The sequence below is a fragment of the Blastococcus sp. TF02-8 genome (assembly GCF_003319175.1).
Lineage (GTDB): Bacteria > Actinomycetota > Actinomycetes > Mycobacteriales > Geodermatophilaceae > Blastococcus.
The window spans coordinates 796159-821080 of record NZ_QOHK01000001.1; the positions used below are offsets into that span (position 1 = coordinate 796159).

The window sequence follows — 24922 nt, forward strand, 5'->3', positions numbered from 1 at the left end:
TAGATGCTTGTCAATACGATCAGCGTCGTTATGATGGACGGCGATGTCCCGAGAACCGGAGCCGGCCGTGAGCGACCCGAGCCTGTCCTGCTGCACTCCGCTGACCGGCACCGCCATGTCCGCCGATCAGGCAGAGCGGATCGTTCCGCTGCTCAAGGCGCTGGCCGACCCCGTGCGCCTGCGACTGGTCAGCCTGATCGCTGCCGGGAAGGGCGGTGAGGCGTGCGTCTGCGACCTGAACGACGCCTTCGACCTCACCCAGGCCACGATCAGCCACCACCTCAAGGTGCTGCACACCGCGGGTCTGCTCGACCGGGAGAAGCGCGGGGTGTGGGTCTACTACGCGGTCAGGCCCGACGCGCTCCGCTCGGTGGCCACCCTGTTCGACACCGCAGCGCTGACGCCCGCGTGACCGGCGCGCCACCGCTGCGGCTGACGCGCCCTGCGCGCCAGGCCCTCGCCGAGTTCCTCGGCTCGGCCGGGCTGGTGACGGTCGTGATCGGCTCCGGCATCGCCGCGCAGCGGCTCTCCCCCGACGACACCGGACTGCAGCTGCTGGAGAACGCGCTGGTCACCGGCGCGGGCCTGGTCGCACTGATCCTGGCGTTCGGGCCGGTCTCCGGCGGCCACTTCAACCCGGTGGTCACCCTGGCCGACCGACTCCTCGGCGGGGTGACCACGCGCCAGGTCGCGGCCTACCTGCCGGCGCAGCTGCTCGGTGGCGCGCTCGGCGCCGTCGTCGCCAACCTGATGTTCGACCTGCCCGCGGTGACCCTGGCGACGACGCAGCGCACCGGTGGCGGCCGGTGGCTGTCGGAGGCGGTCGCGACGTTCGGGCTGGTCGTGCTGGTCTTCGCGCTGGCCCGCGCCGGCCGCGCCCCGGTGGCGCCGTTCGCCGTCGGCGCCTACATCGCCGCGGCCTACTGGTGGTCGTCCTCCACCAGCTTCGCCAACCCGACGGTCGACGTCGCCCGGATGCTCTCCGACACCTTCGCCGGCATCGCGCCCGCATCGGTCCCGATGTTCCTGCTCGCCCAGCTCGTCGGCGGCCTGGCCGCGGTGGCGGTCGTCGTCCTGCTGTACCCCGGCGCCCCGGCGGTGGCCGGCGACGTCGTCGTCCCGCAGGAGCCCGTCCGATGACCCCTTCGGTGCTGTTCGTGTGCGTGCACAACGCCGGCCGCTCGCAGATGGCCGCGGGCTGGCTGCGGCACCTGGCCGGCGACGCCGTCGAGGTCCGCTCGGCCGGCTCGCTGCCCGGCGACCAGGTCAACCCCTCCGCGGTCCGGGCCATGAGCGAGGTCGGCATCGACATCTCCGACCAGCGGCCCAGGGTGCTGACCGAGGGCGCCGTGGAGTCCTCCGACGTCGTGATCACCATGGGCTGCGGCGACGCCTGCCCGGTCCTCCCCGGGAAGCGCTACCTCGACTGGCCGCTCGAGGACCCCGCCGGGCAGGGCGTCGAGGCGGTGCGCCCGATCCGCGACGAGATCGAGCGCCGCGTGCGGGGACTGCTGGCCGAGCTGCTCTGAGTGCTCAGTCGCGGTGCAGCACGAAGAAGAACGGGTCGGGCAGGCCGCGCAGGTCCATCAGACCCAGCACCGTACGGCTGCTCACCCGCCGGAAGACGTCGATGATCGGCAGCGCGTCGTAGACCATCGCCGCGGTCTGCACCCCGCGGTGCTCGACCGTCCGCAGTCGCGCCCGGGGCCTCGTCGTCGTCAGCAGGGGCCGGACCGCGCGGAACGCCAGCCGAGCGGCGCGCGCGTGCGCCAGACCCGGGCGGTCGCGCAGCACATCGACCGGGACGAGCGCCGGGTCGACCGGCCGCGGACCCGACCGGGTGGCGAACAGCAGCGGGTGCACGGTCTCGGCGTCGAGGAACTCCTTGCCGTACCAGCCGTAGGCCTCCAGCAACCCGTCCAGGGGCGAGCCGGTGGGCAGCCCGCTCCCCCGCCAGCGGCCGGTCATCTCCTCGAGCGCGACGGGCGCGAACGCGTCGAACAGCGCGAACGCCTGGACGACGGGCAGTCCGTCGGAGTACTCAGCGAGCTCGCCGTCCAGGTGCTCGCGCGTCACGCGACCGGACGCTCGAAGGTGACCAGCACGCCGTCGACCCCACCGGGACCGATGCGGCCCTTCACCTCGACGGCCGTGATGGCCTTGAGCTGCCAGCCCTGGCGGGCGTGCTCGTTGAGCACCTTCTCCAGCTTGCCGCCGGACATCTTGCCGCCCATGAGGCCTTCGCGGATCTCCTCGACCTTGTACTCGTAGCGCGCCGCCATGGCCGGATCCTCCCTCAGCCGAGCACCGGGAGGGTGCGCTTGGCCGCCAGCCGGTCCATGCCGGCCTGGATGACCGACTCCACCTCGTCGTAGATCTTCTGCACGTAGGCGGTGTCCTCGGCCCGCTCCGGGTCGGTGTCGACCTCGATGGGATCGAGGATCTCGGTGCGGATCTTGGCCGGCAGCGGCACGTGCGCGGGCAGGATCTCCACCGCGATCGGGAAGGGGAAGCCGGCGATGATCGGCAGGTTGGCCCCGCGCAGCGTCTTCTTCAGCCCGGTCACCTTGTCCACGGCGTTGGCGAGCCACTTGCCCTCCGACAGCACGAACACGGTGTCGTGCCCGCCGACGGTGGCCACGGGCAGGATCGGCACGCCGGAGCGGATCGCCTGCTTCACGAAGCCGGTCCGACCGCCGAGGGTCGCGACGTCGCGCTTCCACCAGCTGCGCATCGCGTCGACCTCACCACCGGGCCAGACGACGACGTCCTCGCCCTTCTCCAGGGCCGCACCGACGCTCTTCCGGTTGGCCGCGATGACCCCGACCGCGCGGAAGTAGTCACCGAGGCCGGGCGAGGCCATGAGCACGTCGTGCGCGGTGCCGTGCAGGGTGCGCTTGCCGTCGAAGTGCTTCTGCCAGGCGTTGACCAGCGACCAGGCGTCCATCGTCAACGCGCCGCCGGAGTGCACGCCGATGACCAGGCAGGTGCGGTCGGGAACCCGGTCCCAGCCCTCGAACTCGGCCCGGAAGTAGTACTTCTCCAGGAAGTCCACCAACGGCTGCTGGAGCTTCATCACGGTCTCGTTCGGCGGGTGCGGCTCCATGGCGGCACCCACGCGCCACTGGATGAGGCGCTGGAGGATGTTCGGCTGCTCGGCGTCGTCGGCCACGGTTGCTCCCTCGTCTCTGAAGGACTGACGTGCTCGGAGAGGTGCGTCGGAAAGCACCAACGCCGTTGTCGCGCCGCGGTCACGCCGCCGACCGGACTTTTCCGTCTCCGATCGGGTGCTCCGGCATGATCGTGACACGGATCACTGATCCGTACCGGCTGGACAGGTGCGCGGAGTGGGAGGCCCGGGCGCCGGCCGGGTGGAGCTCGGCTCAGGCGCCGGTGATCTGCAGGAGCCCGGCGGCCTGGTCGGCCATGTCGGCGAACTCGTCGCCCTCGTGCAGCACCGTCCAGCTCATGAGCAGCTCGATGCCGGTCGGGTCGCCGTCGACGTCGAGCGCCCCTGGTGGGGCCACGAGGTGACGGACCGTCTCCACGAGCAGGTCGCCGGCGAGCCAACCGGGCTGACGCTCCACCCGCCGGACCCGCAGGGCCGGGCCGGCGGGCAGCGTGATCAGACCGACCTCCGGAGCGGCCAGTCCGGGCTCGAGCCGGCTGCGTTCGGCCTCGGCGATCTCCTCCAGCGTGCTCGTGAGCTTGTACCGGTCGGAGCGCAGCGTGGCCAGGACGCCGTAGACGGGGTCGGGGATCCAGAGGGCGCCGAGATCGGGCGCCCGCTGCAGGAGCGCCGTCGCGAAGGACCGGAGCTGCTCCCCCAGCTCCACCGCGGCCGCGCCCTCGACGTAGAGGTCCTCGCAGACCTGCTCCGCCCACACCGCGACCGACTCGTCCGGACGGGGGATCCAGATCCACCCGCCGTCGGGCGGGTCGACCGTGTACCCCCAGTTCCGCCGCGCGGCCGTCACGGCAACCACCGGAAGGAGCCGGCGACGGCGTCGAAGAGGGCCACCAGCGGCTCGAGGACCTGCAACTGGGGAGTCGAGAAGCTCAGCAGCACGAACCCACCTCCGGGCATCTCGTGGTGGTACTGCACCACCTCGGTGTCCACCTGGTGCCCGCCCACCGCCGGTGCCGTCATCCGGTGGCGCAGTCGCGGCACCGGGCCGGCCGCCAGCTCGACGACGCCCACCGCCAGCGCGCACGCGATCGGCGGCGCCCCCTCCTGGAACAGCGACAGGTACACCTCGACGGTGTGGCTGTCGGCGCGCGCTGCGGCGGCCTCCTGCAGCAGCTGCGCCACCTGGGGCATGAGGGTGTCGCGGTCGGGCGGCCGCGGGTGACGGCCCGCGCGATCCGGGCGATGTCGTCGGCCCGCTCGGCGTCGTCCAGGACCCGGATGCGCACCCAGTCGTTGGGCACCGCGAACGTGAAGTCCCGCGGCCGCTCCACGGACGCCGATCGACCCTGCTCGGTGTGGCCCGTCATGGCCGCCGCAACGCCGCACGGGCTCGCAGGCCGGTCAGCCCAGCCCCCAGGGCGAGCAAGGTCGCGAGCCCGAGCGGTGCGACCCAGACGATCTCCGCGCCGGCGCCGAGCACGGTGGCGGCCGTGGCACCGCCCACCGCGGCGAACATCAGCCCCGCGCTCCACCGGGCGTCGCCCATCGCCCCGCTGGGGATCATCGCCTCCACCCGCGGGCGGGGCACCGTGGCCACCTGCTCCACGCGCACTCCGGAGTTCTCGAGGTGGGCGATGAGCTCCCCCACCGCCGCCGGATCGCGGGGCGTCACGTCCAGGGTCGCGCCCGGCATCCGGAGAGCGACCGCACCCTGGCCCGGCGCCGCGACCGCCCCCGCGGCAGCCGTCGGCCCGGTGAGCGGGATCCACCGCCGGACGTCGTCGGACGTCGTGTGCACGAGCGCGTCGTCAGTGCCGGCCAGCTCCCCCGCCCGCACCCCGGTGGGCCCGGCCAGCGCGACCCGCCACCGGGCGCTCGGCGATCGCCGAGGCCACCACTCCCGCGGGAAGGCGGCGACCACGACGAGAACGATCGCGGCCAGCCCACCGAGCGCCAGCAGCACATCGCTGCGGAGGATCAGCCGAGACCGGTGAGCACGACGGCGGCGAGGACGGCGGCCAGCTGCACGTAGCTGCGGCGGGACGAGAGGGCCGCCTCCGCGGCGTAGACCCGTGCGCCCCCGGTGGGCACGCTCCTGGATTCCCTCGCCACGCCGGCGGCTTCGGCCACGGCCTGCGCGACCCGCTCCGTCCACCGCCCCAGGCCCGCCGGCGGCGTCGTCGGGTCGCTGCACAGGACGCCGGGCATCCACTCGGCCAGATCCAGCCAGCAGCGAATCTCCCCGGACGTCGTCACGAAGGCAAAGGGCGCCGTGGCCCCGAGGGAATCGCCCCGGGTCGGCCGCAGGCGGCACCCGGTGACGTCCCAGCTCTCCGTGCCGTCGGCGCTGATCCGGCGCAGGATTCCCTCCGCCACCTCGAGCCGGACCGGCTCCGCACGCGTGACAGCCGCCGGGACGTCGCCGGGAAGCAGGACCAGACGGTGAGGTGCGTAGGTCACCGATCGGTCCCGACCGGCGTGGCCGGACCCTCGGTGGCCCACTGGCCGATGGACCGGGCGTCCCCGATGTTCCCAGCCACGCCGGCGGCCGTGGACGCCCGGCTTGCCAATGCCGCGCGCCCCAGGCCGGCAGCGACCTCCGGAGCCACGGTGGTCGCCGGGTGGACCACCGGCGCCGGCCCGGTCACCACCTCCCGGAAGAGGCTGGAGGGCCGGTAGGCCTCGGCCGTGTCCACCTGCAGTCCGGCGCTCACCCCGGGAGATTACGAGGCAGTCAGGCCTGTCGCACCCGTCGTCCACAGCGGTCATGCGGTGCGCGGGGCCTCCCAGAGGTCGATGCCGCTGTCGACGGCGTGCTGGTCGATCGCGGCCAGCTCGTCGGCGGAGAACTGCAGGTTGCCCAGCGCCCCGACGTTCTGCTCCAGCTGCCCGACGCTGCTGGCGCCCACCAGGACAGTGGTCACCCGCTCGTCCCGCAGTGCCCAGGCCAGCGCCATCTGCGCCAGGCTCTGCCCCCGGCCCCGCGCGATCTCGTCCAGGGCTCGCACGTGGCCGAGCGCCTCCTCGGTCAGCAGGTCGGTCGACAGCGACTTGCCCTGGCTGGCCCGCGAGCCCTCAGGCACGCCGCCGAGGTACTTGTCGGTGAGCATCCCCTGGGCCAGCGGGGAGAACGCGATGCAGCCCGCGCCGACGTCGGCCAGGGTGTCCAGGAGCCCCTCGGTCTCGATCCAGCGGTTGAGCATCGAGTAGGAGGGCTGGTGGATGAGCAGCGGTGTGCCGAGCTCGGCGAGGATCGCGGCGGCCTTCGCGGTGTCCTCCGGCGAGTAGGAGGAGATCCCGGCGTACAGCGCCTTCCCCGACCGGACGGCGGAGTCCAGGGCGCCCATCGTCTCCTCGAGCGGCGTGCTCGGGTCCGGGCGGTGCGAGTAGAAGATGTCGACGTGGTCCAGGCGCATCCGGGTCAGGGACTGGTCCAGGCTCGACAGGAGGTACTTCCGCGAGCCGCCGCCCTGCCCGTACGGCCCGGGCCACATGTCGTAACCGGCCTTGGTGCTGATCACCAGCTCGTCGCGGTAGGGCCGGAAGTCGTCGTCCAGGTGCCGGCCGAAGTTGGTCTCCGCACTGCCGTAGGGCGGGCCGTAGTTGTTCGCCAGGTCGAAGTGGGTGATGCCCAGGTCGAAGGCCCGGCGGAGGATGTCGCGCTGCCGGTCGAACGGGACGTCGTCGCCGAAGTTGTGCCAGAGCCCCAGGCTGATCACCGGCAGGTCCAGGCCGCTGCGGCCGGTCCGGCGGTAGGTCATCGAGTCGTAGCGGCTGTCGGCAGCGGAGAACGGCATGCCCTGATCCTCGTCGCCCGGCCCGCGCACCGCAGTACCTGTGTCGGACGGTAACCAGATCCAGGTCGGCTCGTTGGGACAGCGCACAGACCACCCGTCGAGGAGTCCGCATGCGCCGCCCCCTGCCCCGTGCCGCACTGGCCCTCGCCGCCGCGGCGGCCCTCGTCGCCGGCGGGGCGTCCACCGCCTCCGCCGCACCCGGCGACCCTTCGCCCGGCTCACCCGCGTACCTGGCCCGCGACGCGCAGAACATCGCCGACGCCTACGGCCGGCAGACCGCACCCGACGGTCAGCTCTCCCCCGGCTACCTCCCCGCGCTGGTCGAGGCCACCACCCCGCAGCACGCCGGCGACCTGCTGGCCCAGGCCGCCCGCCCGAACCGGCCGGCGCTCACCCCGGGCCTGCTGGTGCCGGGCTGGAACAGCGGCAACCCCTACCGCGCGCACTGGGACGGCACCCGCGGCGAGATCACCCCGGTCTCGTTCACCAACCGGTACGGCGCGCTGGTGCAGGGCGACGTCTTCTCCCCGCTCCCCGGTGCCACCGACCCCTACACCGGCGAGCCGCTGACCGGCCCGTTCCCCGGAGTCGTCCTCACCACCGGCTCGGTGCAGGGCAGCGAGCGGATGTACTGGTGGCTCGCGCAGGACCTCGCCGAGCGCGGCTACGTCGTCCTCACCTACGACGTCCAGGGGCAGGGCCGCAGCGAGACCTTCCCGCACCAGGGCGACCCCGCCGACCTGCCGTACTGCTCGTTCGCCGCCGCGCCGCTCGCGGGAGAGCAGACCGGCTGCCCCGGCGTCCCCTTCCAGCAGACGTCGAACTTCGTGTACGGCACCCAGGACGCGATCGACTTCTTCCTCTCCACGCCCGACCAGCCCTACCCGAACCCCTCGGCCGGCAGCGCGCAGGTCGACTCCTTCAACCCGCTGCACGCCTCGTTCGACCGCTCCCCCGACCCGGGCACCGTCACCCCCGGCCGCACCACCCGGCTGGCCGTGATCGGGCACTCCCTCGGGGCGCTGGCCGTCTCCTACCTGCAGGGCATCGACCCGCGGATCCAGACCGTGGTGGCCCTGGACAAGCTGTCGACGACGGCGTCGGTCCGCGGCGAGGACCCCTTCGACGCACTCGGCGACTCGCGGCCGGTGGTCCCCGCCCTGGGCATGCAGTCGGAGTACGGGTTCACCGTGGCCCCGTACTTCGCCAACTCCGGCCTCTTCGACCCCGCCGGCGCCGGCTCGCCGGCGCAGGCCCCGGACCCGCGCCGCGAGCTCGCCACCGGTTACGAGGGCTGGACCGCGGCCGGCGTCGACTCGATGGTCGTGGTGCCGCGCGCCTCGACCCACCTCGAGTACACCGACATCCCCTACGTCCTCCCGGCGTCGCGCTACGGGCAGGCGGTCTCCAGCGTCTACACGCAGGCCTGGCTGGCGAAGTACCTCCGGCACGACGCCTCGGCCGACGACGTCCTGCTCGGGACGACGCTGCGCTACCTGGAGCCGGACGCGACCGGCACCTGGCGCCCGATCTCGCTGGACCGGGACGAGCACCTCTCCTTCTACTTCTGCTCCGGGTACTCGCTGCGCACCGCGGGGGGCGAGGTCCGCGACGACGACCTGACCGGGGTCGGCTGCTGACCGGCGGGCCTACGGTGGGGGCATGCTGCGCTTCCTCGGACTCCTGCTGGTGATCTGGCTCGTCCTCACCGTGGTCGGCGCCGTGGTCAAGGGCCTGTTCTGGTTGGCCGTGGTCGGCGCGCTGTTCTTCGTCGCGACCACCGCGCTCGGCTGGGCCAAGCGGAACGACCGCGCCCTCCCGCCCGGCCGGTGACCGCCGACCGCCTCGCGACGCAGACCGCGACCGTCCGCGCGGCCGCCGACTACCTGCACTCCTGGGTGGCGGCGCAGGCCGCGCACCGCCGGGTGCCCGGGGCGCAGGTGGCGATCCGCTCCGGCGGCGAGCTGGTGCTGTCGGCCGCGGTCGGCCTGGCCGACGTCGACACCGGGGCCGCGCTGACGACCGACCACCTGTTCCGCATCGCCTCGCACTCCAAGACCTTCACCGCGACCGCCGTCCTCCAGCTGGTCGAGGCGGGCCGGCTCCGGCTGGACGACCCGATCGCCCAGCACGTGCCGGAGCTGGCCGGTGCCGCGGCCGGGCGGGTGACCGTGCGCGAGCTGCTCGGCCACCAGTCCGGGGTCATCCGGGACGGCGAGGACGCGGACTTCTGGCAGCTCGGGATGCCGTTCCCCGACCGCGGCGCGCTCCTCGACCTGGTGCTGCGCGCCGGCCCCGTGCACGCCCCCAACGAGCAGTTCAAGTACTCCAACGTGGGTTACGCCCTCCTCGGGCTGGCGATCGAGGCGGTCACCGGCGTCAGCTACGCCGAGCACTGCCGGACGGCGATCGTCGACCCGCTGGGACTGACGCGGACCGGCGCCGAGTACGACCCCGCGCGGGCGGGTGAGCACGCCACCGGCCACACCGGGCTGCTCCTGGGCGAGGACACCCGGGAGACGATCGAGCACGTCGCCACCGCGGCGATGGCCGCCGCGACCGGGTTCTTCTCCACCGCCGAGGAGCTGTCCGCGTACGGGGCGGCGCACGCGCTCGGTGACGAGCGGTTGCTCACCGACGGGTCGAAGCGCCTGATGCAGCGCCTGGAGTCGGTGGTGACCGCCTACGGGACCGAGGTCGGGCGGTACGGCCTGGGCATGGAGCTGCTGACCGTCGGGGACCGGCAGCTGGTCGGACACAGCGGCGGCTTCCCCGGGTTCATCACCCTGACGCTGGTCGACCCGGTCGGGCAGCTCGTGGTCAGCGTGCTGACCAACGCGATCGACGGTCCCGCCCACGATCTCGCCGTCGGCCTGGTGAAGCTGGTCGACGTCGCGCTCGCCCCGCGCGCGGAGCTGCCACCCCCGCCGGCCGGGGTGCGCCCCGACTCCTTCGCAGGGCGGTTCGCCTCGCTGTGGGGACTGCTGGACGTCGCCGAGCTCGGCGGCCGGCTGGTGCTGCTGCGACCCACCGCGCCGGACCCGCTGCCCACGGTCGAGGAGCTGCAGATCGTCGACGCCGACACCCTCCGTGTGGCGGCGCAGCCGGGCTTCGGCGCCTCCGGCGAGGCGGTGCCGGTGGAGCGGGACCCGACCGGGCGCGTGGTGTCGCTGCGCCTGGCCGGGGTGACCAGTGTGCCCGTCGAGGAGTTCCTGCCCCGCAGGTCGGCGATGACCCGGATGGGCCGGGGCGGGTAGCTCAGCGGGCGGGCACGACCCGCTCCAGCCAGGCGAGCAGGTCGGCGACGACCTCGGCCCGGTTGGTCTCGTTGAACACCTCGTGCCGCGCGCCCGGGTAGGCCCTCAGCGTCACGTCGGTCAGCCCGGTCTCCTGCAGCCGCTGCACCAGGGCCTGCACCAGGGCGAGCTGACCGCTCAGCGGGTCGGCGTCCCCGACGACCACGTACACCGGCAGGTCGGGACGGATGCCGCGGAGCCGCTCGGGGTCGGCGACCTGCCGCGCGGAGACGAACATCTGCTTGTTGTCCGGCGCCGACAGGCCGAAGCCGCAGCGCGGATCGGCGACGTAGGCGTCGACCTGGGACTCGTCGCGGGAGAGCCAGTCGTAGTCGGTACGGGCGGGTGCGAACGGCGCGTTGAAGGCCGAGAGGTCGGTCGGCCCGTCGAGATCGAGGGCGGGCTCGAGCAGGTCCAGCGTGGTGGTACCGCTGAGCACGAGCCCGGCGAGCTCCCGGCTGGAGTCGAGCACGTACTGCTGGGCGGCGAAGGAGCCCATGCTGTGGCCGAGCAGCACCAGCGGGAGGTCGGGGTGGTCGGCGCGCGCCAGCTCGCTCACCCGGCCGATGTCGCGCACCAGCTCGTCCCAGCCGCCGGGGCCGAGCTCGCCCTGGCGCCCGTCGGCCGCGGTGGCACCGTGCCCGCGGTGGTCCTGGCCGATCACGACGAAGCCGGCCCCGGTCAGGTTCGCGGCGAGCGGCTCGTAGCGGAGGAGGTGCTCCCCCATGCCGTGCGTGAGCTGCACGATCCCGCGCGGCGGGCCGGCCGGGTCCCACCGGTAGACGGTCACCGGGACGTCGTGCGCGGAACGGACCTCGAGGATCTGCGGTGCCATGAGCGGAGGCTAGAACGGGGCCGGCGCCGCCGCCTCTCCCCGGCGGCGGCGCCGACGTCTCAGTCGCCCGGCTCCTCGGCGGGGTCGCGCGGCCCGTGGCCGGGGCCATCGCCGTCGCCATCGCCATCGCCATCGCCGTCGCCGCGCGCCGGGCGGGCGCTGTTCACCCGGTCGGTGACCCGCTGCTCGACGTCGGCGAGCCGCTGGTCGGCCTCGTCCTGCGTGAGCCGGCGGTCCTCGACGGCCTGGGCGATGTGGTCCTTCTCCGCCTGGACCAGCGCCGCGACGAGATCGTCCACCGCGACACCCCGGTCCTCGGCGACCTGGGCGAGGGTGGTGCCATCGGGCTCCAGCGCGGTGCGCAGCTCGTCCTCGGTCATCCCCAGGGCCGCGGCCGCCTCGTCGAGGCCGGGACCTCCACCGTGGTGCCCGCCGCGGCCGATGCCGGCCTCGCTGAGCGTCGTCGCCACCTCGTCGGCCTGGTCCTGGGTGAGGGAGCCGTCGTCGACCAGTCCGGCCAGGGCGTCGGTGATCCGCTGGACCGCCGACGCCGGGGCGTCGTCGGTCGCCGCCAGGGCGGGTACCGCGACGGCGAGACCGGTCAGCCCGAGGACCCCGGCGGTGGTCACCACGATCAGTTTTCTGCGCACGCACGCTCCTTCGTCCGGGCCGAGGTGGTCCCCGGCCGTGGAGGAGCGAGCGTGCTTGCCGCGCCTGTGACGGCGCTGTGCCGGAGGCACGGGGTTCCTGTGCGTCCGACGGTGCGACTCAGCCCTCGAGCCGATGACCGCCCACCGCGTCGAACAGGTGCACCCGGGCCGGATCTGGTCTGACGTGCAGGAGCTCACCCTTCGCGGGCGGCCGACGGGCATCCACCCGCACGGTCATCGGCACCTCGTCGGCGCCGATCCGCGCGCGGCCGTACACGTACGCGTCGGCCCCGAGCTCCTCGACGACGTCGACCTCCAGCGGCAGCCCGTGCGAGCCGACCTCGAGGTCCTCCGGGCGGACACCCAGGACGACCGTGCCGCCCGCGGCCGCGACCGCCGCGCGGGGGACGGGGTGCAGGAGCTCCCCCAGCCGCACCCCGCCGTCCACGACCGGGGCACTGACCAGGTTCATCGCCGGCGAGCCGAGGAAGCCCGCGACGAAGGAGTTGACCGGGCGGTCGTACAGCTCCCGAGGGCTGCCGACCTGCATGAGGACACCGTCCTTGAGCACGGCCACGCGGTCGCCCATCGTCATCGCCTCGACCTGGTCGTGGGTGACGTAGACGGTGGTGACCCCCAGACGGGCCTGCAGCTGGGCGATCTGGGTGCGGGTCTGCACGCGCAGCTTGGCGTCGAGGTTGGACAGCGGCTCGTCCATGAGGAACACCTGGGGCTTGCGGACGATCGCGCGGCCCATCGCGACCCGCTGGCGCTGACCGCCCGAGAGGGCCTTCGGCCGCCGGTCGAGGAAGGACTCCAGGTCGAGGACCCGTGCGGCCTCGCCCACCCGCGACCGGATCTCCTCCTTGGGCACCCCGGCGATCCGCAGCGCGAACCCCATGTTCTCCGCCACGGTCATGTGCGGGTAGAGGGCGTAGTTCTGGAACACCATCGCGATGTCCCGGTCCTTGGGTGCGGCGTCGGTGACGTCCCGGTCCCCGATCAGCACCCGGCCGTCCGTGACGTCCTCCACGGCCGGCCAGCATGCGCAGCGACGTCGACTTGCCGCAGCCCGACGGGCCGACCAGGACGAGGAACTCGCCGTCCTCCACGGCCAGGTCGAGGGCGTCGACGGCGGGCCGGCCGCTGCCCGCGTAGGAGCAGCTCGCGCGCTCGTAGGTCACGGTCGCCATCAGGGGCCTCCTGCGCTCGCACCTGCTTCGGGAAATGGTCACCCCTCCCATTGTCGCGAGGGGCGGGCGGCAGTGGACCGGACGGATTCACCGCGCCCGGCGAACATACCGAAGAAGGGACTCCGTGCAAAGATCGTCGTCGCCGCGACGAGCACCACGCGGAACCCATCAGGAATGGCGACGAGCCGGTCGCACAATGCACCACACGACAGGCGGGAATTCGAAGGGCCATGTCAGAACTCGACCGTCTCGTGAATGCCTGCCTCATGCCCGGGTTCACCGGCACCACGGTGCCGGGCTGGGTGCACGAGGGCCTCGACGGGGGCCTGGCCGGGGTGTGCCTCTACGGCCAGAACCTCGCCGGGGCGGCGGACCCCGACCGGGTGCCGGCACTCTCCGGCGCCGTCCGGGGAGCGCGGCCCGACGCGCTCGTGGCCCTCGACGAGGAGGGCGGTGACGTCACCCGGCTCGAGTACCGCACCGGCAGCAGCCAGCCGGGCAACCTCGCGCTCGGCGTGCTCGACGACGTCGAGGTCACCGCCGCGGCGGCCGCGGCGATCGGTGGCGCCCTCCGGGAGGCCGGCGTGACCGTCGACCTCGCCCCGTCGGTCGACGTCAACAGCGACAGCCGCAACCCGGTGATCGGGGTCCGGAGCTTCGGCGGGGACCCGGACCTGGTGAGCCGGCACGGTGCCGCCTGGATCCGCGGCCTCCAGTCCACCGGCGTCGCGGCCACGGCCAAGCACTTCCCCGGCCACGGGGCGACCACCGTCGACTCGCACCTGGGACTGCCGGTCATCGACGCCGACGAGGACACGTTCCGGTCCCGCGACCTGCCGCCCTTCGCCGCGGCCGTCGCTGCCGGGGTGCGCCTGGTGATGACCTCCCACGTCGTGTTCACCGCACTCGACCCCCAGCCGGCCACCCTGAGCCGGCGTCTGCTGGGAGACCTGCTGCGCGGCGAGCTGGGCTTCACCGGGGTCGTGGTCACCGACGCCCTGGACATGGCCGGGGTGCGGGCCGCCCACGGCATCCCAGGGGCCGCTGCGCTCTCCCTGGCAGCGGGGGCCGACCTGCTGCTGGTGGGCGCGGAGGACGGCGAGCAGCACTGCGCGGCGATCCGGGCCGCCGTCGCCGACCACGTCCGGGCCGGGCTGCTCCCCGAGGCGCGGCTGCACGAGGCGGCGGAGCGCGTCGCCGACCTCCGCCGCGAACTGTCGGCACGGTCCGCGTGGGACCCGGTCCCGGTCGCGTCCGACGTCGGCAGCAGGTCCGCCCGCGGCGCGCTGCGGCTGCGGAGCGTGCTCCCCCTGGCCGGTCCGGCGCTGGTCGTGGAGCTGCGAGGGGAGACCAACATGGCAGTGGGCGACGCCCGCTGGAGCCTGGCCGAGCCGCTCGGAGAGCTCGGCCGGCTGCACGAGCTCGTGACGGTGACGGCCGCCGGCCCGCCCGCCGACGACGTCCTCGCGCGGGCCGGGACGCGGCCCGTCGTCGTCGCGGTGCGCGACGCCTACCGCACCCCCTGGCAGGAACGGTGGCTGCGCCGGGCGGTCGAGCGGAGGCCCGACACCGTGACCGTGGCCCTCGGCATGCCCGACGACCTCGGCCTGGTGAACGGTCCGGCCGTGGCCACCCACGGTGCCTCGCGCGCGTGCACGCGCGCCGCGGCCGAGGCGCTGTCCGGCCGATGACGACCCTGCTGCGCAACGCCCGGCTGCTGGACGCCGACGGTCACGCGGACCGCTCGTGGGTGCTCTTCGACGGGGACCGCATCGCCGCGACCGGGACCGGCCCGGGACCGGGCGCCACCCGCGTGGTGGACCTCGACGGCGCCCGGCTCACCCCCGGCTTCGTCGACCTCCACGTGCACGGGGGCGGCGGCCACGCGGCCGAGGAGGGGCCCGACGGCATCCGGGCCGCACTGGACGCGCACCGCGCCCACGGCACCACGCGCTCCCTGGTGAGCCTGGTCAGCGCTCCGCTCGACGACCTCGCGGGCTCGCTCGCCGAGATCGCCGCGCTGACCGACCGGGATCCCCTCGTCCTGGGTGCGCACCTGGAAGGGCCCTTCCTCGCGGCCGGGCGCTGCGGGGCGCACGACCCGGCGCAGCTGCGCACCCCGTCGGAGAAGGCCGTCGACCGGCTGGTCGCCGCCGGCCACGGCACGCTGCGCCAGGTGACCCTCGCCCCGGAGCTGCCGGGCGCGCTGGACGCCGTCCGTCGGTTCGTCGCTGCCGGCGTCACCGTGGCGGTGGGCCACACCGACGCCGACATGGCGCTCACCGCCCGCGCCTTCGACGCCGGCGCCCGGCTGCTCACGCACGCCTTCAACGCGATGCCGGGGCTCGGTCACCGCGCCCCGGGACCGGTCGGCGCCGCCCTCGCCGACCCCCGCGTCGTCCTCGAGCTCGTGCTCGACGGCCACCACGTGCACCCTGCGGTCGCCGGCGTGCTGTTCGCCGCGGCGCCCGGGCGGATCGCCCTGGTCAGCGACGCGATGGCCGCCGCCGGCGCCGGGGACGGCCGGTACCGGCTGGGCGGGGCCGACGTCGAGGTGCGGGACGGCCGCGCGGAGCTCGCCGGGACCGCCACGCTCGCCGGGTCCACCCTCACGCTCGATCGCGCCCTCCGCCACGCGGTCATCGAGCTCGGCCTGGACCCGGTGGCCGCGGTGACCGCCCTGACGTCGACCCCGGCGCGCGCGCTCGGTCTGCAGGACCGGATGGGGCGGCTGGCCCCCGGTCACGTCGCCGACGCCGTCGTCCTGGACGACGACTGGACCGTGCGGCAGGTGTGGGCGGCCGGTCGGCCCCTCCCCCGGTGATCAGCCGCGCTGCCACTCCGGCTTGTGCGCCCAGGTGTGCCGGTAGTAGTCGACGAGTCGCAGCCGGGACGCGGCCGCCTCGTCGACGTACACCCCAGCCCGGGGGTGCAGCTGCAGCACCGACGCGGGGCACATGCTGCTGAGCGGACCCTCGACGGCGGCGGCCACGGCGTCGGCCTTCGCCTCCCCCTGCGCGACGAGCACGAGCTCGCGGGCCTCCAGGATGGTGCCCAGCCCCTGGGTGAGGCAGTGCGTCGGCACCTCGTCGCTGCTCCCGAAGAAGCGCGCGTTGTCGGCACGAGTGCGCGGGGCGAGGGTCTTGACCCGGGTCCGGGAGGCGAGTGAGGACGTGGGCTCGTTGAAGCCGATGTGCCCGTTGGCGCCGATGCCGAGGATCTGCACGTCGATGCCCCCGGCGTCCCGGATCGCCCGCTCGTAGGCCTCGGCCGCGGCACGGAGGTCGGCGGCACGGCCGTCGGGCACGTGCAGCCGCGCCGGGTCCAGGTGCAGCGGCGCGGTGACCGTCCGCCGGATCACCGAGGCGTAGCTCTGGGGGTGCTCGGCGGGCAGCCCGACGTACTCGTCGAGCGCGAAGCCGGTGACGGCCCGGACGTCGAGCTCCCCGCCCGCGACCCACCGGGCCAGCGTGGCGTAGATGCCCAGCGGCGAGGACCCCGTGGCCAGACCGACCACGGCGTCCCGGCGCCGGCGGATCGCCGCGGCCACGCGGCTCGCGGCGACCCGGGCGACCTCGTCGGCGTCGGCCAGGACGACGACCTCCACCCCTACACCCCCACGGGGCGCTCGTGACCCGGCGCGGGGGCGCGCACCGCGAGCGCCGCACCGATGGGCGCGACGGGGACGTCGCGGCTCACCAGCTGCAGCCGTTCGGCGATGCGGAGGCTGCGCAGGAACGGCGACCCGGCGGCCTGCTGCCGGCTGCGCTCGGCGACGGCCAGCAGCAGCGGCTCGCCGACGTCGGCCACCCCTCCGCCGAGCACCACGTGCTCGACGTCGCAGGTGAGCACCAGCAGCCGCACCGCCGCGGCCACGGCGTCGGCGAACCCGTCGCGGACGGCCACGGCGCGCGGATCGCCCTCGACCGCCGCCGCGAACAGGTCCGCGGCGGCGGGCCGGCCGTTGTGCGGGGGCCAGGCGAGGTCCAGGGCGGCGCCGGAGGCGTACAGCTCCAGACAGCCGCGCTGCCCGCACGGACAGGCCGGGCCGGAGGGCTCGTAGGGCAGGTGGCCGATCTCGCCGGCCGCGCCGTGGCGGCCGCGGCGCAGCTCCCCGCCGAGGAGCAGGCCGGCGGCGACCCCGGTGCCCAGGGCCAGGAAGGCGAGGTCGCCCGGGAGCCCGAGGACGCGGGCCGCACCGACCGCGGCGACGTTCAGGTCGTTCTCGACCGCGACCGGGACCCCACCCAGGCGGGCGCCGAGCAGGGCGGCCAGCTCGACCCCCCGCTCGTCGATGCCCAGGTTGACCGCGAAGGACAGCCGCCCGGTGGCCGGGTCCACGAGCCCTGGCACGCCCGCGCCGACGCCCACGAGATCCTCCGGGCGCTTTCCGACCGCCCCGCACAGGCGGCCGACGACGTCGGCGGCGGAGGCCACCACACCCTGCGCTCCCGGCAGGGTCGGCACCCGGAGGCTGTGCCGCACCTCGCCCTCCTCGTCGAGCAGCACGCCCAGCACCTTCGTGCCACCGATGTCCAGGCCGACCGACCACCCGGCCGAGGCGTGGGGTTCCCGCCTCACCCCTTCACCGCCCCGGCGACCAGCCCGGCGCTCATCCGCCGCTGGACGAACAGGAAGAAGACGATGACCGGTACCGAGATCAGGGTGGCGCCGGCCATGACCACCCCCCAGTCGGTCGCCCGGTTGGCCTCGACCAGCCCCTGCAGCCAGAGCGGCAACGTGCGCTGGTCGGGGTCGGTCATGACCACCAGGGCCAGGGTGTACTCGTTCCACGCCTGGAGGAACCCGTAGACGCCGGAGGCGACCAACCCGGGGGCCAGCAGCGGGAAGGTGATGCGGAAGAAGGCCGCGGTCCGCGACAGGCCGTCGACCATGGCCGCTTCCTCGAGCTCCAGCGGCACGCCGGTCACGAAGCCCCGGAGCATCCAGACGGTGAACGGCAGGATCGCCGCCACGTACACGACCGAGAGCCCGGCGACCGCGTTGACCAGGTGCCAGGTGTCGAGCACCTGGTACTGCGAGATGAACAGCCCCTCGGCGGGGATCATCTGCACGACCAGGATCGTGACGATGAACGGCTTCCTTCCCCGGAACCGGAAACGGCTGATGGCGAGAGCCGCCAGGAATGCGAAGAGAATGGCGACGGCGAGCGTCAGCAGCGTCACCGAGATCGACACCTGGAATGAGCGGAAGAATGTCGGGTCCGCGAATACCCGACGGAAGTTCGCGAGGGTTCCGTCGGTCGGGAAGAATGTCGGCTCCGGAGTGCGCAGGCGGTTCGTGGGCAGAAATGCGCTGCTGACCATCCAGTAGATCGGGAAGACCCACACCAGGGCGACGAGGACCGCGGCCAGCCCCAGCAGCCGCCGGCCGGCGGTGCCGCGGCGGCGCCTCGACCGGGCCGCGACGGCGGTCACGCCTCCTCCCGGAGCATCCGGCGGATGTAGAACGCCGTCAGCGCGAGCGTGATGACCAGCATGATCGTGGCCATGGCCCCGGCCATGGAGAACTCCTTCGACAGCGAGTAGATGAACGTGCCGAGCAGGTGCGTCTCGCGGGTGGGGGCCCCCGCCCGCTGGAGGACGTAGATCTGGGTGAAGACCCGCAGGTCCCAGATCACCTGGAGCAGCGCCACGACCAGCAGCACCGGCGCGACCATCGGCAGCGCGAGGTACCGCAGCCGCTGCCAGGCGGTGGCGCCGTCGAGCTGCGCGGCCTCCATGCACTCCTCGGGCACCTGCAGCAGGCCCGCGTACACGGTGAAGACGACGAACGGCACCGACATCCAGACGACGATGACCGTGGCGACCAGGTAGAACGACGCAGGCTCGATGATCCAGGAGTGCTGCCGCATGCCGGTCATGCCGAGCGGTTCGGCGAGCAGCCAGTTGACGACGCCGTACTGCGAGTCGAACAGCCACTGCCAGACCGTCATCGTCGCGAGCACGGGCGTGCCCCAGGCGAGGAGCAGGCCGACCTGGAGCGTCATGCGGGCGACCCGGCCCACCCGGCTCATGAGCACCGCCAGCGCGATGCCGACGCCCATGGTGAGCGCGGCGTTCACGAGGCAGAAGGCCACCGACCGCGCGATGACCCCCCAGACGTAGGGGTCCGACAGCAGCTCGGTGTAGTTGCGCAGACCCACCCACTCGGCCGGCCGGCCGAACTGCTGGGCCATCCCGTACTCCTGGAACGAGAGCACGAACTGCCGGACCAGCGGGTAGCCCAGCCCGATCGCGACCGGCACGAGGGCCGGCACGAGCAGCAGGTAGGGACCCAGCCGGGCCCGCCGCGGGCTGCGCTGCCTCGGCCGTCCCGGCGGGGCGGCCGGTGGGCCGACGGCGGGGGCGCGGGGTGGGGCCGGCGGCACGACGGCGGCCGGGGTGCTGCGGGTAGCGGACACGATGCCTCCGGGGACGGACCGGACGGGGGCGCGACCACCGGTGGCGGTCGCCGGGGCGGTCGCGCCCCGTCCGGTCAGGCGGTCAGTTCAGCGTGTCCGCGATCAGCTGGTCGGCCTCGGCGGAGGCCTCGGCGAGATCGGCACCGCCGGCGATCTGCTGGAAGAAGTCCTCCAGGATGCGGGCCCCCTCGACCTCGGCCCACTTCTCCGCCGCGGGCGTCAGCTTGGCGCCGAGGGCCGCGTCCCGGGCCGCCTGCGCGTAGACGTCGTCGCCCAGGGCGTCGGCGTAGCTGCTGTTGCCGGGGATGAGCCCGTTCTCGGCCAGCATGGTCTGGTACTCCTCGCTGAAGATGATCTCCAGCAGGTTCCGGGCCAGCTCCTGGTTGCCCGACTTCGCCGGGATGGCGATGTTCGACCCGCCGGCGAAGACGGTCGCGGGCGTGCCGGCCTGCTCACCGGGCAACGGGAACACACCGGTCTTCTCCTCGTTGCACGCCTGCTGCTCGGCGAGCAGCACCTTGGCCTGCTCCGACTCGTCGTCGGCCGCGACGCCCTTGTTGCACTCGGGCAGGTCGATGCTCCAGCGGGCCCAGGTGGGAGCGGAGAACATGGCGGCCTCGCCGTTGTTGAACGGCACCCACGGCTCCGCCGAGTCGGCGTCGCGCGGAGCCCTGGTGGCGTCGGCGAAGAGCTCCTGGACCTCGGCCAGCCCCTTCTGCGACTCCGGCGAGGAGAGGGCCCCCACCCACGTGTCGCCGTCCTGCACGGCGAGGTCCCCGCCGTGGCTGTAGATCCAGGCGATGCCGTTGTACCAGTCCTGGCCCGGGAACCAGAAGCCGGAGAAGTTCGGCTTCCCGCCGGGCGCGGCAGCCTGCAGCTTGAGCGCCGCCTCGCGGAACTCGGCGAGCGTCGTCGGCACCTGCACGCCGGCGGCCTGGAAGAGGTCCTTGCGGTAGAAGACCGCCCGGGCTCCGGAGTAGTAGGGGACGGCGTAGACGCTGTCGTCGACGGTGCCGGCCTCCACGAAGCCCTCCAGGAGCTGGTCGCCCCCGAGGTCCTCGACCATGTCGGTGATGTCCGAGAACGCCCCGGCGTAGGTGAAGGTCGGGCTCTGGGTGTTGCCGATCTCTACGAGGTCGGGCGTCTGGTCCGCCGAGGCGAGCGCCGTCTGCAGGCGGGGGACGAGCCCGCTCCAGTCCTGCTCCTCGATGACCAGGGTGGCGCCCTCGTTCTGCTCCTCGAAGGTCTCGACGAGGTAGTCGCGCAGCTCCTGCGGGGTGTCTGTGCCGGCCAGCCAGAGGCGGACCTCGGCGTCGCCGCTGTCCCCTCCGGTCTCGCTCCCGCCACTGCAGGCGGCGACCGCCAGCAGCAGCCCGACACCCACGGCCGCCAGGCCGCTCGTGCGTACCCTCTTCATGTTGGGGTTCCTTCCTGGTGCGCAGGCGGTGCCGGACAGCGCCGCCACAGGGATGTGGTTCTCCGACTTGCAACTGGCCGGCTCGGGGTCGTCACGTGACCCCGAGCTGGCCGGACAGCACGAGCACCGCGGCCCCGGACAGGGCCCCGTCCTCGCCGAGTGAGGTCACCCGCAGCTGCAGGTGACTGCTGACGACCGGCATGGCGCGCTCCCGCAGCGCGGCGGCGGCCGCGTCGAGCAGGGGGCCGCCCAGCAGGTCACCGGGACCGCACAGGACGATCTCGGACAGGTTGAGCGCGCTGACCACGGGGGCGAGCACGATCCCGAGCCGGCGCCCCACGGCGGCCAGCGACGTCGCGGCCTCCTCGGGGGCGAGGCCCTCGACCCGGCGCCGCAACGCCGGGACCGACAGCACGGTCTCCAGACATCCCCGGCGGCCGCAGGCGCACGGCGCGGGACGTCCCAGCGGAGCGCCGTCGAGGTCGTCACGTTCGTCGACGGCGGTCACGTGCCCGAGCTCGCCGGCCGCGTGCTCGTGCCCCTGCACGAGGACGCCGTCGAGGACGATCCCGGCACCGACACCGCCGCCCACGGTGAGGACGAGCAGGCCCCCGCCCGAGGCGCCGCCGTAGGTGAACTCGCCGAGGGCCGCGGTGTTGGCGTCGTTGGCCACGTGCACCGGGACGCCGAGGTCGGCGGCGAGCTCCTCGGCCAGGGGCAGGTCGAACCACTCGCGGTTGGGGGCCTGCAGGACGCGCCCCGAGGGGTCGATGACCCCGGGGGAACCCACCCCGACGCCGAGGACCGGCGCGGTCGCCGCCCCGACGAGATCGCGGCAGAGCAGCCGGAGCTCCTCCACCGCGCCCGCGCCGGTGCGCCGCTCGGGCCGCACGGCCCGGCGCTGCAGGACGGCGCCGGAGAGGTCGAGGACGGCACCGTGCATGCGCTCGTCGTCCGCGAGGTCCACGGCCACGATCTGGAAGGCCTCCGTGCGCAGGCCGACGAGGGTGCCCGGTTTGCCGGGCCGCCCCTCCGACCGCGCGCCCAGCTCGCCCACGAGCCCCTCGGCCATGAGCGTGGCGACGAGGTCGGAGACGGTGACCCGGGTGAGCCCCGTGGCCCGTGCGAGGTCGGCCCGCGAACCCGGCCCGGCGTGGAAGAGGTGCTGCAGCACCATCGCGCGGTTGTGCGCGCGGGCGTGCTCGGGCAGCACCTTCGCCGTGGGCCGCAGCAGCCGCCCCTGCGACCGGGCATCCGTGATCACCGACACGTTTGTTAGGACACTCTCCTAACAAACACCTGTCAAGAGATGTCCGCGCCGTGACGGGACCGTGATCCGGAACGTCTCCGGACGGGTCGGTCACGCCGCGGCGAGGACCGCCCGGGGCTCGGTCCGCAGGCGGCGCTGCAGCGGGACGGGAACGGCGGCCGTGCTCCGCCGCGCGCGCGGGTCGAGCACGACCCCGCACACGACCAGGGCGCACGCCAGACCCACCGCTGCCGACATCCACACGGCCGGCTGACCCAGCGAGAGCCCGTAGGCGGTCCAGGCCGCGGTGGACCCCGCTCCCATCACCCACCGGGCCGGCGAGAGGCCGGAGACGTCCTGGCTGCGGTCCCGCAGCAGGCTCAGCGGCTGGGGCAGGCACGCGGCCGCGCCCACCAGCGACGCCGTCGCACCCAGCGGGCCGGCGATCACTGCCGCGTCCACCCCCAGGAGGGCGACCACCCCGGCACTGCCCGCGGCGAAGGAGACCAGGCACACCGCTCCCGAGGCCGTCCTCAGCAGCGCCCCCCGCGCGCGCTGCTGGGGCTGGGTGAGCAGGAGGGCCAGGAGCAGTGCGGTGTTGGCCGCGCCGACGACTGCGTTGGTGACGATCTGGGCCGGGTCGCCGGTGAGGACCCCGAAGGTCAGCCAGCAGAAGTTCAGTGCGACCGCGAGCCAGGTGCTGGTCGGCGACATGCCGAGGGTGCGGCGGTGCCGGCAGGACAGCCAGACCTGGGGCCAGACGAGGGCGATGCTGAAGGTGGACGCGAGGACGCCGAGCGCGGCGGACATGGTGGAGCGGACTTCCGTTCGGGAGGGCTGCGATGGTCGGGCCACCGCGGTCGAGCTGTGCACCCCAGTCAGAACGCTCGTCACTGAGCGGAGCGGTGCAGGCACGTTCGGTGGCCACAGACAGCATCGGCGTTACGCCCCCGTGACCTGAGCACCGCTGCCTGTGACGTCCATCGCTCGCACCCGACGACGACGGCCCCCCATGACCAGGTCATGGGGGGCCGTCGTACCGGGCGGGCTACCGGGTCATCGGGTCACCGGTGAGCCGGTCCGGGTTCGGTCCGTCCGCCGGTGTCGGGCTGGTGTCCTCACCGGCCTCGACGACGAGCACGAAGTCCTCGCCGTGCCTGGAGATGCCCTCGACGACGGCGTGCTCCACGGCCTCGGTGGCGAAGGTGCGGCGCAGGACGAGGGGATCCGAGCGCACGTCCTTCGCCAGCGCGACCGCCAGCCCGACCATGACCAGCGCGAAGGGCAGCGCCGCGATGATGGTCAGGTTCTGCAGACCGGTGAGGGCCTCGTCCCCGCCGACCAGCAGCATGACCGCCGCGACGGCACCCATCACCACGCCCCAGAAGATGACCGTCGGGCGGCTGGGCGCGAGCGTGCCCCGCTCGGACAGCGAGCCCATGACGATCGAGGCCGCGTCCGCGCCGCTGACGAAGAAGATCCCGACCAGCACCATCACCAGCACCGTCATCACCGTGGCCAGCGGGAACTGCTCGAGCACGCCGAACAGCTGACCTTCCGACGTCGCCTGCCCGGCCACGTCGACGCCGTCGCGCTGGGCGGCGATGCCGGCCCCGCCGAAGATCGCGAACCACAGCAGGGTGACCACGCTGGGCACGAGCAGGACCCCGGTGACGAACTGCCGGATGGTGCGGCCACGGCTGATCCGGGCGATGAAGACACCGACGAACGGCGTCCAGGAGACCCACCAGGCCCAGTAGAAGACCGTCCAGCCGCGCAGCCACTCGGCCATGGCGTCGCCGCCGCTGGCCTCGGTCCGGGCGGCCATCTGGGCGAGGTCGGAGAAGTAGCTGCCGATCGCGCCCGGGATCAGGTTGAGGATCAGGACGGTCGGGCCGACGACGAACACGAACAGGGCCAGGACGACGGCCAGCACCATGTTGATGTTGGACAGCCACTGGATGCCCTTGGCGATGCCCGAGACAGCCGACGCCACGAACGCGGCCGTGAGCACCGCGATGATCGCGACCAGCACGCCGTTGCCGACGTTCCCGGCCCAGCCGAGGATCTCCAGGCCGCTGCCGATCTGCAGGGCGCCGAGCCCGAGCGAGGCGGCCGAGCCGAAGAGCGTGGCGAAGATGGCCAGGACGTCGATCAGCTTGCCGGCCGGCCCCTCGGTGCGGCGCCTGCCGAACAGCGGCTCGAACGCCGCGCTGATCAGCTGCTTGCGGCCGCGGCGGAAGGTGCCGTAGGCGATCGCGAGGCCGACGACGGCGTAGATCGCCCACGGGTGCAGGGTCCAGTGGAACAGCGTCGTGGCCATCGCGGTCTGGATGGCCTCGGGGGTCTCGGCTTGGACGCTGCGCGGCGGCGGCGACACGTAGTGGGCCAGCGGCTCGGCGACGCCGTAGAACATCAGCCCGATGCCCATGCCTGCGCTGAACATCATCGCGATCCACGAGACCGTGCGGAACTCCGGCGCCTCGTCGTCGCGCCCCCAGCGGGATGCGGCCGTACTTGCTGGCGGCGAGCCACAGGACGAAGACGACGAATGCGGAGGCCAGCGTCACGAACAGCCAGCCGAGGTTCTTCTCGACCCACGTGAGCGCGCTGCCGCTGGCCGAGCCCAGGCCGCTGGGCGAGATGAACCCCCAGACGACGAAGGCGAGGGCGACGACGGCGGCGACCACGAAGACCACGCGGTCCAGGGCGGCCTTCTCGTCCGCGGCGGGCGGCGGCGGAGCGGCGATGGCCGGGTGCTCGTCGGTGCCCGGGCCGGTGCCGGCGAGGGCGTCGGTGGACCGGGACGCGGCAGGTCCCGACGGTGCTGTGGGTGTTCTGGTCACAGGTGGGTACGGCGCCCGAAGGCGCCCCTCCGATTCGTGTACGTGCGGGCTGGTCCTGCGCCGGTGCGAACGCGCACCGCTGCCG

At 73.8% G+C, this 24922-nt stretch carries 27 protein-coding genes and 2 pseudogenes; 8 read left to right on the forward strand and 21 right to left on the reverse strand.

Annotated features, from left to right (window positions below):
* Positions 1-67 precede the first annotated feature (67 nt).
* The 3 genes from DQ237_RS03715 to DQ237_RS03725 are packed head-to-tail and all read left to right on the forward strand — an operon-like array spanning position 68 to position 1529.
* On the forward strand, positions 68-412 hold the full coding sequence (locus DQ237_RS03715; RefSeq protein ID WP_240619369.1) for a metalloregulator ArsR/SmtB family transcription factor: 345 nt from the start codon (positions 68-70) through the stop codon (positions 410-412).
* Complete coding sequence (locus DQ237_RS03720) at positions 409-1140, forward strand: MIP/aquaporin family protein (RefSeq protein WP_113797163.1); 732 nt, start codon at positions 409-411, stop codon at positions 1138-1140. Before DQ237_RS03715 ends, DQ237_RS03720 begins: the two co-directional genes overlap by 4 nt.
* Positions 1137-1529: an arsenate reductase ArsC gene (locus tag DQ237_RS03725; RefSeq protein WP_113797165.1), complete on the forward strand. Its 393-nt coding sequence runs from the start codon at positions 1137-1139 to the stop codon at positions 1527-1529. The genes DQ237_RS03720 and DQ237_RS03725 overlap by 4 nt, the downstream gene beginning before the upstream one ends.
* Positions 1530-1533: 4 nt before the next feature.
* Here DQ237_RS03725 and DQ237_RS03730 read toward each other — a convergent pair whose 3' ends face one another.
* From DQ237_RS03730 to mgrA, 9 genes are all read right to left on the reverse strand, one after another.
* A complete protein-coding gene (locus DQ237_RS03730; protein WP_240619370.1) occupies positions 1534-2076 on the reverse strand; it encodes a DUF4334 domain-containing protein in 543 nt (180 codons plus the stop codon).
* Positions 2073-2282, reverse strand: coding sequence for a DUF4177 domain-containing protein (locus DQ237_RS03735; RefSeq protein WP_113797167.1), 210 nt, complete (start codon positions 2280-2282; stop codon positions 2073-2075). The genes DQ237_RS03730 and DQ237_RS03735 overlap by 4 nt, the downstream gene beginning before the upstream one ends.
* A 14-nt stretch (positions 2283-2296) precedes the next feature.
* Positions 2297-3172 (reverse strand): lysophospholipid acyltransferase family protein, encoded by an 876-nt coding sequence (locus tag DQ237_RS03740; protein ID WP_205730048.1) that lies wholly within the window; start codon positions 3170-3172, stop codon positions 2297-2299.
* A gap of 211 nt (positions 3173-3383) precedes the next feature.
* Positions 3384-3977, reverse strand: coding sequence for a hypothetical protein (locus tag DQ237_RS03745; RefSeq protein WP_113797170.1), 594 nt, complete (start codon positions 3975-3977; stop codon positions 3384-3386).
* Positions 3974-4312, reverse strand: coding sequence for a hypothetical protein (locus DQ237_RS03750; protein ID WP_147251733.1), 339 nt, complete (start codon positions 4310-4312; stop codon positions 3974-3976). The genes DQ237_RS03745 and DQ237_RS03750 overlap by 4 nt, the downstream gene beginning before the upstream one ends.
* 181 nt (positions 4313-4493) lie before the next feature.
* Positions 4494-5093: a hypothetical protein gene (locus DQ237_RS03755; protein WP_113797174.1), complete on the reverse strand. Its 600-nt coding sequence runs from the start codon at positions 5091-5093 to the stop codon at positions 4494-4496.
* A gap of 14 nt (positions 5094-5107) precedes the next feature.
* Entirely contained in the window at positions 5108-5590 is a 483-nt protein-coding gene (locus DQ237_RS03760) for a hypothetical protein (RefSeq protein ID WP_113797175.1), read from the reverse strand.
* On the reverse strand, positions 5587-5844 hold the full coding sequence (locus DQ237_RS03765; RefSeq protein ID WP_113797177.1) for a hypothetical protein: 258 nt from the start codon (positions 5842-5844) through the stop codon (positions 5587-5589). The genes DQ237_RS03760 and DQ237_RS03765 overlap by 4 nt, the downstream gene beginning before the upstream one ends.
* 51 nt (positions 5845-5895) lie before the next feature.
* On the reverse strand, positions 5896-6927 hold the full coding sequence (mgrA, locus tag DQ237_RS03770; RefSeq protein ID WP_113797179.1) for an L-glyceraldehyde 3-phosphate reductase: 1032 nt from the start codon (positions 6925-6927) through the stop codon (positions 5896-5898).
* Between the two features lie 110 nt (positions 6928-7037).
* Between mgrA and DQ237_RS03775 the strand changes: the two genes are divergently transcribed.
* The 3 genes from DQ237_RS03775 to DQ237_RS03780 are packed head-to-tail and all read left to right on the forward strand — an operon-like array spanning position 7038 to position 10184.
* Positions 7038-8567: an alpha/beta hydrolase gene (locus DQ237_RS03775; protein ID WP_113797181.1), complete on the forward strand. Its 1530-nt coding sequence runs from the start codon at positions 7038-7040 to the stop codon at positions 8565-8567.
* 22 nt (positions 8568-8589) lie between these two features.
* Positions 8590-8760, forward strand: coding sequence for a hypothetical protein (locus DQ237_RS19585; protein ID WP_166509469.1), 171 nt, complete (start codon positions 8590-8592; stop codon positions 8758-8760).
* On the forward strand, positions 8757-10184 hold the full coding sequence (locus DQ237_RS03780; RefSeq protein WP_113797183.1) for a serine hydrolase: 1428 nt from the start codon (positions 8757-8759) through the stop codon (positions 10182-10184). The genes DQ237_RS19585 and DQ237_RS03780 overlap by 4 nt, the downstream gene beginning before the upstream one ends.
* Before the next feature lies 1 nt (position 10185).
* Here DQ237_RS03780 and DQ237_RS03785 read toward each other — a convergent pair whose 3' ends face one another.
* From DQ237_RS03785 to DQ237_RS03795, 3 genes and pseudogenes are all read right to left on the reverse strand, one after another.
* Positions 10186-11058 (reverse strand): alpha/beta fold hydrolase, encoded by an 873-nt coding sequence (locus DQ237_RS03785; RefSeq protein WP_113797185.1) that lies wholly within the window; start codon positions 11056-11058, stop codon positions 10186-10188.
* A gap of 59 nt (positions 11059-11117) precedes the next feature.
* A complete protein-coding gene (locus tag DQ237_RS03790; RefSeq protein WP_147251734.1) occupies positions 11118-11708 on the reverse strand; it encodes a hypothetical protein in 591 nt (196 codons plus the stop codon).
* Positions 11709-11826: 118 nt separating this feature from the next.
* Positions 11827-12901: pseudogene (locus DQ237_RS03795) on the reverse strand (ABC transporter ATP-binding protein).
* Positions 12902-13167: 266 nt separating this feature from the next.
* On the opposite strand from DQ237_RS03795, the gene DQ237_RS03800 reads away from it, so the two are divergent.
* Positions 13168-14592 carry a glycoside hydrolase family 3 protein gene (locus DQ237_RS03800; RefSeq protein WP_205730049.1) on the forward strand — a complete coding sequence of 475 codons (1425 nt, stop codon included), beginning with the start codon at positions 13168-13170 and terminating at the stop codon, positions 14590-14592.
* A complete protein-coding gene (nagA, locus tag DQ237_RS03805) occupies positions 14589-15725 on the forward strand; it encodes an N-acetylglucosamine-6-phosphate deacetylase (protein WP_113797503.1) in 1137 nt (378 codons plus the stop codon). The genes DQ237_RS03800 and nagA overlap by 4 nt, the downstream gene beginning before the upstream one ends.
* Here nagA and nagB read toward each other — a convergent pair whose 3' ends face one another.
* The 9 genes and pseudogenes from nagB to DQ237_RS20585 all read right to left on the reverse strand — a co-directional run.
* The gene (gene nagB / locus DQ237_RS03810) at positions 15726-16508 is read right to left on the reverse strand and encodes a glucosamine-6-phosphate deaminase (protein ID WP_113797192.1); all 783 of its coding nucleotides are present in this window, start codon (positions 16506-16508) and stop codon (positions 15726-15728) included.
* A gap of 2 nt (positions 16509-16510) precedes the next feature.
* Positions 16511-17482: an ROK family protein gene (locus DQ237_RS03815; protein WP_113797194.1), complete on the reverse strand. Its 972-nt coding sequence runs from the start codon at positions 17480-17482 to the stop codon at positions 16511-16513.
* Positions 17479-18339 (reverse strand): carbohydrate ABC transporter permease, encoded by an 861-nt coding sequence (locus DQ237_RS03820; protein ID WP_113797196.1) that lies wholly within the window; start codon positions 18337-18339, stop codon positions 17479-17481. Before DQ237_RS03820 ends, DQ237_RS03815 begins: the two co-directional genes overlap by 4 nt.
* A complete protein-coding gene (locus DQ237_RS03825) occupies positions 18336-19325 on the reverse strand; it encodes a carbohydrate ABC transporter permease (RefSeq protein ID WP_113797198.1) in 990 nt (329 codons plus the stop codon). Before DQ237_RS03825 ends, DQ237_RS03820 begins: the two co-directional genes overlap by 4 nt.
* A gap of 82 nt (positions 19326-19407) precedes the next feature.
* Positions 19408-20742, reverse strand: a complete 1335-nt coding sequence (locus DQ237_RS03830; RefSeq protein WP_113797200.1) for an extracellular solute-binding protein — start codon at positions 20740-20742, stop codon at positions 19408-19410.
* Between the two features lie 91 nt (positions 20743-20833).
* Entirely contained in the window at positions 20834-22012 is a 1179-nt protein-coding gene (locus tag DQ237_RS03835; RefSeq protein ID WP_205730050.1) for an ROK family transcriptional regulator, read from the reverse strand.
* A 90-nt stretch (positions 22013-22102) separates the two neighbouring features.
* On the reverse strand, positions 22103-22801 hold the full coding sequence (locus DQ237_RS03840; protein ID WP_113797202.1) for a SemiSWEET transporter: 699 nt from the start codon (positions 22799-22801) through the stop codon (positions 22103-22105).
* A 238-nt stretch (positions 22802-23039) separates the two neighbouring features.
* On the reverse strand, positions 23040-24446 hold the full coding sequence (locus DQ237_RS03845) for a BCCT family transporter (RefSeq protein ID WP_240619390.1): 1407 nt from the start codon (positions 24444-24446) through the stop codon (positions 23040-23042).
* Between the two features lie 94 nt (positions 24447-24540).
* Positions 24541-24837 (reverse strand): annotated as a pseudogene (locus DQ237_RS20585) (hypothetical protein); the annotation flags it as partial.
* Between the last annotated feature and the right edge of the window lie 85 nt (positions 24838-24922).